The organism is Schinkia acidoalkalinis (assembly GCF_054301215.1).
On record NZ_CP182573.1, the window covers coordinates 2,724,398 to 2,739,012 of the forward strand.

The 14,615-nt window shown below is 37.8% G+C and carries 14 protein-coding genes; 11 read left to right on the top strand and 3 right to left on the bottom strand.

The window, feature by feature from the left end; genetic code table 11:
- Positions 1-60: 60 nt before the first annotated feature.
- The gene (locus ACNQFZ_RS13770; RefSeq protein WP_458411911.1) at positions 61-1,266 is read right to left on the bottom strand and encodes a YVTN family beta-propeller repeat protein; all 1,206 of its coding nucleotides are present in this window, start codon (positions 1,264-1,266) and stop codon (positions 61-63) included.
- Between the two features lie 393 nt (positions 1,267-1,659).
- Between ACNQFZ_RS13770 and ACNQFZ_RS13775 the strand changes: the two genes are divergently transcribed.
- The 9 genes from ACNQFZ_RS13775 (at position 1,660) to copZ (ending at position 11,822) form a co-directional block, all read left to right on the top strand.
- Positions 1,660-2,157, top strand: a complete 498-nt coding sequence (locus ACNQFZ_RS13775) for a hypothetical protein (RefSeq protein WP_458411912.1) — start codon at positions 1,660-1,662, stop codon at positions 2,155-2,157.
- On the top strand, positions 2,144-3,535 hold the full coding sequence (locus ACNQFZ_RS13780; protein WP_458411913.1) for a 4Fe-4S binding protein: 1,392 nt from the start codon (positions 2,144-2,146) through the stop codon (positions 3,533-3,535). Before ACNQFZ_RS13775 ends, ACNQFZ_RS13780 begins: the two co-directional genes overlap by 14 nt.
- Before the next feature lie 97 nt (positions 3,536-3,632).
- On the top strand, positions 3,633-4,574 hold the full coding sequence (locus ACNQFZ_RS13785) for a F510_1955 family glycosylhydrolase (protein WP_458411914.1): 942 nt from the start codon (positions 3,633-3,635) through the stop codon (positions 4,572-4,574).
- A gap of 154 nt (positions 4,575-4,728) precedes the next feature.
- Positions 4,729-6,351 (top strand): multicopper oxidase family protein, encoded by a 1,623-nt coding sequence (locus ACNQFZ_RS13790; RefSeq protein ID WP_458411915.1) that lies wholly within the window; start codon positions 4,729-4,731, stop codon positions 6,349-6,351.
- A 169-nt stretch (positions 6,352-6,520) separates the two neighbouring features.
- Positions 6,521-6,982 carry a C40 family peptidase gene (locus tag ACNQFZ_RS13795; protein ID WP_458411916.1) on the top strand — a complete coding sequence of 154 codons (462 nt, stop codon included), beginning with the start codon at positions 6,521-6,523 and terminating at the stop codon, positions 6,980-6,982.
- A gap of 208 nt (positions 6,983-7,190) precedes the next feature.
- Complete coding sequence (locus tag ACNQFZ_RS13800) at positions 7,191-8,648, top strand: YVTN family beta-propeller repeat protein (RefSeq protein ID WP_458411917.1); 1,458 nt, start codon at positions 7,191-7,193, stop codon at positions 8,646-8,648.
- 76 nt (positions 8,649-8,724) lie between these two features.
- Positions 8,725-9,051, top strand: a complete 327-nt coding sequence (locus tag ACNQFZ_RS13805; RefSeq protein WP_458411918.1) for a metal-sensitive transcriptional regulator — start codon at positions 8,725-8,727, stop codon at positions 9,049-9,051.
- A gap of 88 nt (positions 9,052-9,139) precedes the next feature.
- Positions 9,140-11,545: a heavy metal translocating P-type ATPase gene (locus tag ACNQFZ_RS13810; protein WP_458411919.1), complete on the top strand. Its 2,406-nt coding sequence runs from the start codon at positions 9,140-9,142 to the stop codon at positions 11,543-11,545.
- Between the two features lie 76 nt (positions 11,546-11,621).
- The gene (gene copZ, locus ACNQFZ_RS13815; RefSeq protein ID WP_458411920.1) at positions 11,622-11,822 is read left to right on the top strand and encodes a copper chaperone CopZ; all 201 of its coding nucleotides are present in this window, start codon (positions 11,622-11,624) and stop codon (positions 11,820-11,822) included.
- A 189-nt stretch (positions 11,823-12,011) separates the two neighbouring features.
- Here the strand turns inward: copZ and ACNQFZ_RS13820 are convergent, their stop codons facing one another.
- Both ACNQFZ_RS13820 and ACNQFZ_RS13825 read right to left on the bottom strand, forming a co-directional pair.
- Positions 12,012-12,137: a hypothetical protein gene (locus ACNQFZ_RS13820; protein WP_458411921.1), complete on the bottom strand. Its 126-nt coding sequence runs from the start codon at positions 12,135-12,137 to the stop codon at positions 12,012-12,014.
- Positions 12,138-12,154: 17 nt separating this feature from the next.
- Complete coding sequence (locus ACNQFZ_RS13825) at positions 12,155-12,412, bottom strand: hypothetical protein (protein ID WP_458411922.1); 258 nt, start codon at positions 12,410-12,412, stop codon at positions 12,155-12,157.
- Positions 12,413-12,546: 134 nt separating this feature from the next.
- Between ACNQFZ_RS13825 and ACNQFZ_RS13830 the strand changes: the two genes are divergently transcribed.
- A complete protein-coding gene (locus ACNQFZ_RS13830) occupies positions 12,547-13,254 on the top strand; it encodes a response regulator transcription factor (protein WP_458411923.1) in 708 nt (235 codons plus the stop codon).
- Positions 13,232-14,605, top strand: a complete 1,374-nt coding sequence (locus ACNQFZ_RS13835) for a sensor histidine kinase (RefSeq protein WP_458411924.1) — start codon at positions 13,232-13,234, stop codon at positions 14,603-14,605. The genes ACNQFZ_RS13830 and ACNQFZ_RS13835 overlap by 23 nt, the downstream gene beginning before the upstream one ends.
- Positions 14,606-14,615: the final 10 nt, after the last annotated feature.

Here is a 14,615-nt window from a genome sequence, read left to right on the forward strand (position 1 = left end):
ATATAATGGTAGATTCCAAGAGTTTCCCGATTGTTCCAATGGAATCTACCATTCTAATTGTTATTTCATAATACTAATGCCGTTTGGTGTTTCGCCAACTTCCACGGTTTGAATGACTTTATTTTGATTATTATCAATCACGCTGACAGTGTTATCAAACATATTGGTTACATAAACAAACTTGTTGTCAGGGCTTACTACGACACCATGTGAACCTTTGCCTGTTTCAATTGTAGCAACGGCTGTTTTGCTTTGTAAATCAACTTTTGTTACGGAAGTGGAAGGATTCATCTCGGTTCCTTGGTTGGCAACAAAGGCAAACTTGCCATCAGGTTGAACATAAACCTGCGCGGGACCTACACCAACTTCAACCTTTGTTACTTCATCGCTGGCTAAGTCAACAATAGCTAGGCTATTTTCACTATTTAATGTAACGACTAACGTTTTCCCATCACTAGTTACGCCGGTTGTAACAGGTGTTGCTCCGACTTTAATCTTTTTCTCTTCTTTAAAGCTTTCTAAATTAATCACACTGACAGTATCTTCACCCATATTGGCAATGTAAGCGAACTGATCGTCTGCTGAAATTCTGAAGCCATGCGGGCCTTTTCCTGTTTCTACTGTTTTTGTCACAGCGAATGTACTCATATCGATAATAGATACGTTATTGTCTTCATTATTTGTTACAAGTGCATATTTCCCATCTGCTGTAAAAACAATGTGTGCAGGGTGATTGCCGACCTGTACTTTATTCATTAATTCATTTGTTTGTGTATCGTAGAACAAGGCAAAACCGCGCATGTCCATTGAATGTCCATCAGCATTGCTATGTTGATCCATATTCATACTTTGATTATTACCGTGGGTGTCTGCCATGGATGTGTGGTCATCGTCCATTGCAGCGTGATCATCTGCAGGCATTGATGAATCACTAGTTGCTTCTTCATTATGACCCATTCCTGGAACCAACGTTGCACCTAAAATTTTACCATCAGGAGAAACCTGAACGTTATGAACAGCGCCATCGGCTTTGATTGTACCCACTACTTCATTTGTACCTTGATCAATCTTTGAAATACTTCCACCCTCATTCGCTGTGAAATAGTAGCTGCCAGTTGCTGTTGTATTTTCTTTAGTTGTAGTATTTTGTCCTGTATCTTTATCTTTTGTCCCCGTATTCGGCTGCTTATTTCCACAACCGGCCACTATTAAACTTAATGACATAAAAACCGCCAGAATTAAAAATGAATATTTTTTCAAACTCATCTACCTCCATGTGTTATGGCTTACGATTGAAATACTAACATAGGAATTTTAGGTTTGTACTGTGACAAACTTAACAATGTAAAAAACTTTTTGACTAAGCCGACAATATTGTGAAAATCGATAAATCCTGCACATTTTAGGTCTAAAATTAGTTAATTTAACTCCCCTGTAGGTAGATCCATCACAGTCAGCCACTCTTATTTTTACTTCATTAAAAAAGCACCTTACGAATCGTCTATTAAATCCATCACGCAAATCCAAATTATTTTTATGAAAAACAGCAGAAAATGCAGTAAAATATACAAATTTCGTTCACTTGGATTCGATAAAAAATGCACAAATAGAGGATATCTTTAATCTCGAAAAAATGATTAAAAAGGAGAAATACTATACATGCATACGAGGAAGCTCATTTTCTTGTTACCCTTCTTAATGTCTACATTTGCTTTTACTTCGTTTGTACAAGCACATGGGGATGATGGCAATTATTCGGATATTTCTAATGCAATTACGAACTTCCAAGATAACAATCAATCGTCACACACAACCTCCCATACTGGAATGGACCATAGTTCAATGAATCATGAAATGATGGATGGTTCTACTATGAGCGGTTCAACAATGGATCATTCTGAAATGGACCAAAGCTCGATGAATCATGAAATGATGGATGATTCTACGATGAATGATGCGACAATGGACCATTCAACAATGGATCATGGCACGATGAATCATTCTCAAATGGGGCATGGTGCAGGGGTGGAAATCGAGGATACACCGCCAAACTATAAAGTACTTGGTACATTTGCGGGCATTAATTTTGGCTTTTTAGGCTTAGGTGCGATTTTAAAATTGAGAAAAAGAAAGGAATACCTATATGAAGTCAAATAGTCAATTAAAATATTCTCCGGAATTTGAAAGTGAAACGAATAGAAAGAGCAAAAATAATTTACTGAAATACCCTATCATCAAAAAATTTATGCAAAGCAAATGGTACCCTGGCATTTTTCAGTGGATTACGCTCGTTGTTTTTTCCGTCATCGTTTTTGAATTAGTTGCCGGTACTGCCAGTTCCCATGGTAACTTCGGAACATCCATGACTTGGGTTTTATGGTGGCCAATCATTCCAATTATCTTTTTAGTGGTGGGCCGTTTCTGGTGTGCGGTTTGTCCGTTTGGTAAACTTAGCGACCTTGTGCGTAAATTTGTGGGCAGTGAGCGGCCTACACCAAAATTTTTAAAGAAATACGGCATTTGGCTCATCGATTTATTTTTTATCATGATTACGTGGAGCGACCATATTTGGGGGATTGTTGAATCACCACGAGGCTCAGGCTATTTGCTCTTAATTTTAACTACAATGGTCGTTGGGACATCTGTTCTTTATGAAAGAAGAACATTTTGTAAAACATTATGCTTCCTCGGCGGATTAGCTGGGAACTACTCTCGAACAGGGATGCTTGAACTAAGAGGGACACCGGATATTTGTAAATCCTGTAAAACCCAATCTTGTTTCAAAGGGTCAGATAAAGCAGAGGGCTGCCCAATGTTTCAGTTTGTAAGAACGATGGATTCAAGTGCGGAATGTAATCTTTGTGCAAATTGCATAAAATCTTGTCCAAATGATTCGATTCGCGTCTCCTTCCGCAAGCCGACGAGTGAGCTATGGGGTATTAAAAAGCCAAAGCTAGAGCATACAGTCCTTGCTGCTGTCATTATGGGGATTGTGTTCGTTCAAAATATTACGATGGTGTCCATTTGGCAGGATATTTTAAAGGCCATTGGCCAAGTGACTGGAACAACTTCTTATCCTGTTAATTTTACAATAGCTTTCATCATTTCGATGATAATCCCAGTAGCAATGCTTTGGGTAACATCACTGTTTGTTTCGAATAAAAAGAATAGGCAATCAATCAAAGAATATTTTGTTAGATTTGGCTATGCGATTATCCCACTCGATTTAGCGGGTCATATTGCACATAATTTATTCCACATCTTAACAGAGGGGAAAGCGATTGGATATAACACATTAGCGTTGTTTGGGATGAACATGGAGGCTGGTGATTTAGCATTTGCCTCTACATTTACAGTTCAAGTTTTGCAGTTTATTATTATCGGTTTAGGTTTCTTTGGTTCTTCCTATACGGTTTACAAAATGAGCAATAAGCAGACGTTTAAGAGAATGGTACCTTTCTATGCACTAATGCTTGTGTTTGCGATTGCAAATATTTATTTATTCTCTTTACCGATGGACCATCGTGTTCATTAATAATTTTATTATAAATTAAGCCTATCTGCATGGTTTCTGCATAGGTTACGGGTACTATGACAGAGTAGTTTATTTTTAAAAAGGAGATTTGCCTATAATGAAAAGAAAAGCGTTAGCAGCTATCTTACTATCTACTCTAGTAATCTCAGCTTGCAGTTCAAATGAAGATGCAACGTCTGGACCCAAGCAATTAAAAGCCGGTGATTCAATCGACCATTTACATGGTTTAACCTATTCAAATAACGGTACATTATACATTGGTACTCATGAAGGTATGATTTCTTCAAAGGATCAAGGCAAAACTTGGGATGCAGTTAGTTCTTACGATTTTGATTTTATGGGTTTCCATACACTTTCAAATGGAGATATGATTACAAGTGGCCACCCGGGTCCGAAAACGGATTTACCAAATCCTTTAGGAGTGATGAAGAGTACTGACCATGGAGAAAAGTGGGATTCAGTTTCTTTATTAGGAAAAATTGATTTTCACATTATGACCTCCGATTACGATAATCCGAATATTATTTATGGATTGAATCAAATGGGTGAAGGGGAATACGGCGCAGGGATTTATAAAAGTACTGATGGGGGAAAAAATTGGGACAAAATAGAACCGAAAGGATTGCCTGAAGACCTTCATAAAGTTTACACACTGGTAGCTCTTCCGGATAAGGAAAATACTTTATTAGCTGGAACCGAAAATGGCGTTCTGCATTCAGATGATGGCGGAAAAACATGGACGATGCATGACAGCGAGCGACTCATAACAGCCTTTTCGGTTATACCAAATGAAACGAAAGATTTAATCAGCTATTCGATTACAAAAGATGATGCTGCGATTATGATTAGCAAGGATGACGGTATGACATGGGAGAAGCTTGGGCTTAACTTAGGAAAAGACGCGGTTAACTATATTTCTGTTAATCCCGAAAACTTAAAGCAATTGACGGTTTCATCTTTTAACAATTCAGTTTTTGTCTCTGAAGATGGAGGCCAAAATTGGAATGAAGTGATTAAAGCAGGTGAAATTAACGGATAACAAGCTCCCAACAAGGAGCTTGCTTTTTTTTATCAAATTTATCAAAACTGTGATGGATTTCCTTTACTTTTTTAAATTTATCTATCAATATCCACAGTTTCTGCAAAATTATTTATTAAAATCCTTCTAGACAAACAAATTTGGAGGAATTTTAATGAAGCTAAAACTTACAGTATTATTGGCATCCACCATTCTTGCGCTTTCGGCCTGTTCTTCTAATGACAACGGTGAAGTAACTAGCAAGAAAGACGACAAGGCGATACAAACAACCGCGGAATCAAATAGTAATGGAGGTGCGTCAACAAATTTTGAAACCTTGACAGGAAACGAGTTTACACTTGTCGCGAAAAAAGCGCCACTTCAATTAAATAGCAATTTATCTGTAGAGGCATGGACATTTAACGGCACCGTTCCTGGATCGCAAATCCGTGTAAAAGAGGGAGAGAAGGTTACGATTCATTTTAAAAATGAGCTTCCTGAACCCGCGTCCATCCACTGGCATGGAATTGCTGTTCCAAATGCGATGGACGGAATTCCCGGTGTAACCCAAGATGCTGTAAAACCTGGAGAGACTTTTACGTATGAATTTACAGCAACAAAGCCTGGTACTTATATGTATCATACCCATCAAAATGCAGTAAACCAAATAGATAAAGGGCTTTATGGATCTTTTATCGTGGAGCCAAAGAAAAAAACGTATGACCGAGATTACACGATTATGTTAGATGAATGGATTAGTGATCCCGCAAAAGCTAATGCAATGAATAATATGGGTGGAACGGACCAAGGTAGTATGAGTGGCATGGATCATGGTAACATGGGCGGAATGGACCATAGCAATATGGGCAACATGGATCATGGTGCTTCAAACAGTCAAAATGACATGCATGGAAGCATGAACATGGTACATGACATGTCCATGTACGATCTTTATACAATGAATGGAAAAAGCGGCGACTTAATTGAGCCATTAAAGGTTAAAGAAGGAGAAACCGTTCGCATTCGTTTAGCGAATATCGGCTATTTATCCCATAAGATGCACCTTCATGGCCATAAATTTAAAGTAGTAGCGATTGATGGACAGGAATTAAATGAGCCGAAAGAAATCAAAGATGAGCTTATTGCGATTGCTCCAGGCGAGCGCTATGATATTGAGTTTGTTGCCAATAATCCGGGTACTTGGTATCTTGAGGAACATGGGGATACAGTTGGTACGGAAGGTATGAGAGCAAAGATTCAGTATGAAGGTGCATCAGATTCTACAGACCAATCAAATCATAGTGAGGATTTACCTGTGTTCTCTTTTGTAAATTATGGCGGCACCAAAAATGGTGAGTTCACACTAAATCAGAAATATGATGTGGAATATACGATGGATCTTAACGGAAATAACATGGACAATGTTTGGACGATCAATGGGAAGTCATTTCCAAATGTTGATGGTCTGAAAGTTAAAGAAGGCGATTTAGTTAAGGTAAAACTAATGAATAATTCACCGGCAGGCAACGATCATCCTATGCACTTGCATGGACATTCCTTCCAAGTGTTAAGTAAGAACGGAAAGCCGATAGAGGGTTCACCGGTTATCAAAGATACGATTAATGTAAAACCAGGTGAAGAGTATGTTGTCGCTTTTAAAGCAAATAATCCTGGAAACTGGCTATTCCATTGCCATGATTTACACCATGCAACAGCTGGAATGGTGGATTTAGTGAAATATGACGGATACCAGTCAAACTATACGCCAGATGCTAATGCAAGCAATAAACCTGAATAAGAAACATGAAAAATGCGGTCAGTTTTAGATGACCGCGTTTTTTTATGGATCAATTACAATTACTTCAATATTTCGACACATTTATGTGGAAATATAGAAAATGTTGTAAAATCTCCATAATATCTGCAAATTTATCTGGTAGCTTACTAGATGTAAGTGAGGTGAAATTATGGTGCGTAAAAGTCTATTTGCAATTTTTACAGCTTTCGTCATTTCTTTGATTGGAACAGCAAATATTCAAGCGGCAGAAGCAAGTGAGGTAACAATAGAAGATCAATTAATTGCTAATGCAAAAACACATATAGGGTCGCCGTATTTATTTGGCGGGACAAGTCATGATGGATTTGATTGTTCAGGTTTCTCCCAAACAGTATATAAACAGACAGGTTTGGATATTCCTAGGACAGCCGAAGAACAGTATAAACTGGGGACAGCAATAAATAAAGAAGAACTACAGAAGGGTGATCTTATATTTTTTGAAACAATAAGAAAAGGACCTTCACATTTAGGGATATACATAGGTGACAACAAATTTATTCATTCCTCTTCATCCAAAGGTGTGGCAATTTCAAATCTTGATGATCCATATTATTGGGGACCTCGTTATTTAGGGGCAAGACGAGTTTTATAATAAAATAGAAATTTACATAGGAGCGAGTTTTGCAAATCAATTTTTTGAAACTTGCTCTTTTTATTATTGAAATAATTATTTTAAGTTTTTTGAACTTTTAATGACATTCACAAAATTGAATTCATATTAATCCCCTATCTCGAAAGTTTCTGCAAAGTTTTCCACTATATCTTATGTATATAATAAATTTTCAAGGAGAGTGGGGTTTATGAAGAAGAAATTTACTGTAATAGGTATAGTAGGAATGTCTTTGGTCATTGCCGGTTGTGGAAATGCAAAAAATGTAGCAACGCAAACAAATCCAGCACCACAAGTAAAAACAGCAGCAAAGCAAAGCTTGATTTATGTCCCTAACGCTGGAGATGGAACGGTGTCTGTAATTGACCCAAATGTGAATAAAGTGGTTGATACGATTTCACTGGGAACGAAACAAGCATCACATGGCATTGCTTTAAGTCTTGATGGAAAGACATTATATACAGGTACTGGTTTTGATGGGAAATCATTGATTGTCATAGATACAAAAACAAAGAAAAAAATAAATGAAATCAAATTTGATGAAGGGGTCCATGGTATTGATTTAAGCCCTGACGGAAAATTTCTTTATATTTCCCTTAATCCTGGGTTGGGTCAGGAAGGAAATGGCGGCATTGCCATTATAAAAACAGATACGATGGAAACGATTGCTGAAGTACAGACCGATAAGGGGCCAGCCCATGTTGCTGTCACTCCAGATGGTTCACAGGTTTGGGTAGCCAATGTAAATGCTGATACAGTTTCAGTAATTGATACTAAGACAAATTCTTTGGTAAAAACAATTAAAGTAGGCGATGTGCCAAACGAAGTTGCAATTTCTCCAGATGGAAAATGGGCATTTGCGGCCAATGTTGAATCAGATTTAGTTTCAGTCATTGACACTACATCATTACAAGTAGTTAGAACTGTGCAAGCAGGGGATGGACCGCATGGAGTAACCGTTTCACCAAATGGGAAAGAGCTGTGGGTGGCTAATAATAATTCAAATGATGTCACCGTAATTGATACAGCAACACTTGACCGTAAAGTTTCGATTCCTACCGGCTCTTATGCGAACCATATTGCCTTTTCACTGGATGGTAAATGGGCTTATGTTACTAATAAACAATCCAATGATGTAGTGAAAATTGATGTAGATAAAAAAGAGATTGTAGCTAAGATTCCGGTTGGAATTGACCCCCACGAAATATCGCTGGAGGACTATGTAAGCACCACCTTTGAAAAAATTAACTACACGTTTACTAGCAGCACAGCCAAGTCAAATGAAGGGGTCACTGATATTAAACAAAGAATAAAGAGTGCTAGAACCGATTCTGTGATGATGGATGTTCTCCGTTTAGCGCCATCTGATCCTGTAACTGGAACGGAAAAGGTTGATTTTGATAAGTATGATGGCTATCAAATTAGTTTAACTACACATTTTGGCGATTTATCTTCCTTACCTTTAGATCAAAATACGTATCTAATTACTAAAAACGGTAAAAAAGTGAAGCCTATAAATTGGATAGTTCAAAGTAATGATGCACATCATCCTTTATATCTCGTTATTTTTCCAAAAACGGATACAGGAAAAGTGACTCTTGAAGTTGGAAAATTAACTGATGAGCCAATTCAATTGACATGGGAGTAAAAACATTAAAAATCTTGCACTTGATATAGGGTAGGGGAGTATGCTATTCTGATAACAGAGAAGGAGATGACCGATTGTGGATTCTTTAAACGAAATAAATGATTGCGAAAATGGTTGCAATGAAAGACATAGTCATCATTCCGACAAGGTAAAGAAGAATATAATCTCCCGTCTAAATCGTATTGAAGGGCAGATTCGTGGGATTAAAGGGATGATTGATAAGGATGTATATTGCGATGATGTCCTAAATCAAATAGCGGCAGTACAATCAGCTTTGAATGGTGTTGGGAAAATGTTACTTGAAGGCCATATGAAGAGTTGTGTAATTGAACGTATACAAGCTGGTGAGCATGAAGTAGTTGATGAGTTATTAACGACAATCACAAAATTAATGAAGAAATAAGCATGTTGTTTTTTTAAAATTTAACATACAATACCTATGTACCGTATATTTAAATGAAAGCCAAATAAAAAATGTGGGGTGAATCATAATGCCTGCTACAAAACAATCAACTCTTCAAATTACTGGGATGACCTGTGCAGCTTGTGCAAACCGAATTGAGAAGGGGCTAAATAAAATGGAAGGTGTACAGGAGGCAAATGTTAATTTTGCATTAGAAAGAGCAACTGTGACCTTCAATCCAGAAATCACAAATGTATCTGCAATGGAAGAGAAGATAGAGAAACTAGGCTACGGCACTGTAAAAGAAGCTGTAGATCTAAATATTATCGGGATGACCTGTGCAGCTTGTGCGACTCGCATTGAAAAGGGATTGAATAAATTAGATGGTGTATCAAATGCCACCGTTAATTTAGCTCTTGAGACAGCACATGTTGACTATTCTTCTGCTGAAGTTTCAGTACAGGATATTATTCAAAAAGTAAAAGCATTAGGTTATGATGCTGCTGTGAAAGACGATGAAAGTAGTCAAGATGGAGACCGACGTGAAAAAGAGGTAGCAAAACAGAAGAAGAAGTTTATTATTTCTGCCATTTTATCTTTGCCATTATTATGGTCAATGGTCGGACACTTTTCATTTCTTTCATTTATATGGACACCAGATCTGTTTATGAATCCTTGGTTCCAATTTTTGTTGGCAACACCGGTTCAGTTCATAATTGGGGGCCAATTTTATATAGGTGCCTATAAAGCACTTCGAAATGGCAGTGCAAATATGGATGTGCTGGTTTCATTAGGTACGTCAGCTGCTTATTTTTATAGTTTATATGAAACACTTAAAACGTTTGGAAGTTCTATGGGTGCAGAATTATATTACGAAACAAGTGCAATTCTTATTACACTTATTCTTCTTGGAAAGCTTTTTGAAACGTTGGCTAAGGGCCGAACATCTGAAGCCATTAAAACATTAATGGGACTTCAAGCAAAAACAGCCACTGTTATTCGAGAAGAACAGGAAATGACCATTGCAATTGAAGAAGTAGTAATTGGTGATATTTTGGTCATAAAACCGGGTGAAAAAATTCCTGTTGATGGGGAAGTTATCGAAGGTAGATCGACAATTGATGAATCGATGTTAACCGGTGAGAGTATTCCAGTTGATAAAACTGTAGGTGATACTGTCTTTGGTGCAACCATTAACAAGAATGGTGTACTCAGAGCAAAGGCAACAAAAGTTGGGAAGGAAACAGCTTTAGCCCAAATTATTAAAATTGTGGAAGAAGCTCAAGGATCGAAAGCGCCCATTCAACGTGTTGCCGATAAAATTTCAGGGATTTTTGTACCGATTGTCGTGGGGATTGCGGTTATTACATTTTTAATTTGGTTCTTTGTTGTTACACCTGGTGACTTTGCTAATTCATTAGAAAAGCTTATTGCCGTTTTAGTAATCGCATGCCCATGTGCATTAGGGTTGGCAACCCCAACCTCCATTATGGCTGGCTCAGGACGTGGAGCTGAACTAGGGATTCTTTTTAAAGGGGGAGAACATCTAGAGGGCACCCAATCTATCAATGCGATTATCCTTGATAAAACCGGAACCGTTACAAAGGGTCAACCTGAGCTAACAGATGTCATTACAGGTAGTGATGAAGGAGAGTTTTTACGACTAGTTGGCACCGCGGAGAATAATTCCGAGCATCCTCTAGCTGAAGCCATTGTGAAAGGAATTAAAGATAAAGGGATTGAACTTGGCAATACAGATCAATTTGAAGCAATACCAGGGTATGGTATACGCGCTGTTATTGACGGAAAAGAGTTATTTATCGGTACTCGCCGCTTAATGAAACAGCAAAATGTTGATATAAATTCTATCCTTGAAACAATGAATGAATTAGAGTCCAATGGTAAAACCGCAATGCTAGTTGCTATAGATGGTGCCTATGCGGGAATGGTTGCAGTAGCAGATACGATTAAAGAAACATCCAAAGCAGCCGTTGCCCGTTTGAAAGAAATGGGAATTGAGGTCATTATGATTACTGGTGACAATGAAAGAACAGCAAACGCAATTGCTAAGCAAGTGGGTATTGAACATGTTCTTGCTGAGATCCTACCAGAGGGAAAAGCGGATGAAGTGAAAAAACTTCAAGCAGCTGGTAAAAAAGTGGCAATGGTTGGAGATGGCATTAATGATGCCCCAGCACTTGCAACAGCAGATATTGGGATGGCGATTGGGACTGGTACAGATGTTGCGATGGAAGCAGCAGATGTAACTTTAATGCGTGGTGATCTGCAAAGTATTCCAGATGCTATTTTAATGAGTAGAAAAACAATGAAAAATATCAAGCAAAATCTATTCTGGGCGCTTGGCTATAATTCACTGGGAATCCCGATTGCCGCCATTGGTTTATTAGCACCATGGGTAGCAGGCGCAGCGATGGCACTAAGCTCAGTATCGGTTGTATTAAACGCATTACGATTGCAAAAAGTAAAAATATAATAGGGAGGATAGGGGTTTTGCCCTTATCTAGCCCTTTATAGATAAATATTTTTAGAAGGATAGGAGAGATTCAAAAATGAAAAACGAAACATTAACAGTAGAAGGTATGTCTTGTGGCCATTGTGTAAATGCAGTTGAAACAGCACTAAAGGAAATTGGTGTAGCTGCAAAGGTTGATTTGAAAGGTAAGACAGTGGATGTATCTTATGATGAAGCAAAGGTTTCTCTCGATAAAATCAAGGAAGCCATTGAAGATCAAGGCTATGATGTGAAATAAAGAGTTTATGTAACTAATAAATAGTGTTTATATAAATAGGCATTTGCACATAGCAAATGCCTATTTACTATCATTGTATTAAAGATGTTGGTTTAACGAAGGGAGATAATGAAGAATTAAATCAGATAATAAAAAGTATATCACAGAGTATCGAAAATTTAGGACTGGATAGACGGGATGATTACGTATTTACAGTTTATTGTTTTTAATTGCAAGCTTAACAGCAAAGTAGACAACGATTCCAATAACGAAAAGGTTGGCAATCCACGCTAGAAATCCAAACCCCATCATTCCAAAACCATATCCACCCATCATTTGGAATCACCTCTTCACTAGAATTGGTTCATCATACTATTTGTATTGAAATTACCATTAAAATTTTCCATCATACCGCCTTGGCCATGACAAGCATCAAACATCTCTTTTTGCTGCTCGGTTGTTAAATTAGGATGCATTTGCTCAATATACGGTTGCATCTGCTTAAAGTTGAAAATTCCTTCTCCGTCACTGTTTGTTGCTGCAAACACTAAAGATCCTGCACCTAAAATAAAAGCACCGCTAATCATTCCCACTAGCAATTTTCTTTTCATTTTTGTACATCTCCTTTCTTGATTCCATCATATCGTTAGCAAATGGAGAACTTATGGGGAACTTATGTGGAAGTTGTGAAGATTTATTTTTTAATTCCCCAAGATGATAAAATATATACAAAGGAGTGGGTCTCATGACAAAAGTTCTTTTAGTTGACGATGAAGAGGTTATTTTGGAAGTACTGCAAGCTTATTTTGAAAAAGAAGGTTGGGATATTAGCACAGCTACCAACGGCATAGACGCACTAAAAAGAGTAAGAGAACATGAGCCTGATATTGTTATTTTAGATCTCATGCTTCCTGATATATCCGGAGAAGAGGTATGTAAATTAATTAGAAAGGACAACGATGTGCCAATCATCATGCTGACAGCAAAATCAAGAGAAGAAGATTTAATCAATGGAATCGTCATTGGTGCCGATGATTATGTAACGAAACCGTTCAGTCCCCGCGAGGTGGTGGTTAGAGCTAAAGCGATTTTACGAAGAATAAAGCAACCGGCAAAATTGCTTGCTTTCAATAATCAGAATCTGAAGATTGAGCCACTGAAAATGGAAGTGGTACTAAACGGACTAGATGTATTGGTAACACCAATTGAATACAAGCTACTCTTAACAATGGCAAGTAATCCGGGACGGGTATACAGCAGAGCGGATTTGCTTGAAAAAGTGCAGGAAGATGGTGCCTATTTTGAGGGCTATGAACGGAGCATCGATACACATATTAAAAATTTGCGGAAGAAAATTGAAACTGATACCCGAAACCCCCAATACATTTTAACTGTATTCGGGATGGGGTATAAGTTTGGAGGGAAGCCGGATGCACAGGACACTACGTTCTAGAATTTTGTTTTACTTCCTTATTGTCTCATTTTGTGGGATCCTCCTGACAAGTTTTTCAGTTCTATGGGGATTTGAAGATCATTTTAAAAATTATGTAAAAGAAAACCGAGAAAAAAATAGTAGCCTCATTATAGAAGAGGCGAAACGTGAATATAAGGAAACTGGAAATCTCGTAAGTGATCAAATGGCCGGATTGATGCATGAGCAAGCGATGACGGAAAATTTATTTTATCAAGTTTATGATGCAAATAACAAACTATTAATCGATACAACGATGATGCTTGGGATGATGGGAGGCATGGGGATGCAGCAATCTGATGTTCTCTCAATCAAAGAGGATTACCTGGCTTCTACGTACAAGCTGTCATTGTCCAATCAAATCATTGGCAGTATAAAAGTCTATTTTCCAAACAGTCTTCTTAAAGAGGATTTTTCTTTCTTAAATAATATTAAACAAAATATTTATATTGCAGCTATCATTACTATCATCCTTTCCATTATCTTTAGCATGTTGTTTTCAAAACGATTGGCAGTAGGTTTTACTAAGTTTTCAAATGCCGTCCAAGGATTGAAGGAACATAAGTGGCATACCCAAGTGCCACTTGAGGAGTTAACAAAAGAGATGCAGCCTCTTGCCCATTCCTTAAACAATCTGGCTGAGTCACTTTCTAAAGAGGAGACGCTTCGGAAACAGTTTACAGCTGACCTTGCCCATGAACTCCGAACACCATTGGCAACATTGAGGAGCCAAATTGAAGCCTATCAAGATGGAATTTGGGAGCCGACACCGGAAAGGCTCAATCAAAGCCATGATGAATTAATGCGTTTAGTACGCCTCGTTAATGAATTGGAAAGACTGCTGGCGGCTGAAAATCCGCAAATCAAGCTGCAAAGAACAGATATTGAAGCTGGAAAATTGATTGCACTTGTTGGATCTCAGTTTAATCCTTCTTTTCAAGAAAAAGGGGTCAAATTGCAAATCATCAAGCCCGAAAAAGAATTTTGGTTTAATGCAGACAGGGACCGCGTTATCCAAATTTTAACTAATATTATTAATAATGCTTTAAAATACACGCCGACTGAAAAAAGTGTCACCCTTTCCATACGTGAAAAAGAAGATTTTATTGGTTTTTCCGTAAAAGATGAAGGAGTCGGAATCAACGAGGAAGACCTCCCATTTGTTTATGAAAGATTCTATCGTGGGGATAAATCAAGAGATCGAAAAACAGGAGGAATTGGGATTGGACTTTCGATTGTAAAAGCCCTTGTCGATGCCCATCAAGGGGAAATCAAAATTGAAAGTGAATTGGAAGTGGGAACGAATGTTGTAGTTTACTTTCCGAAAAATTAAGCGTACCTTT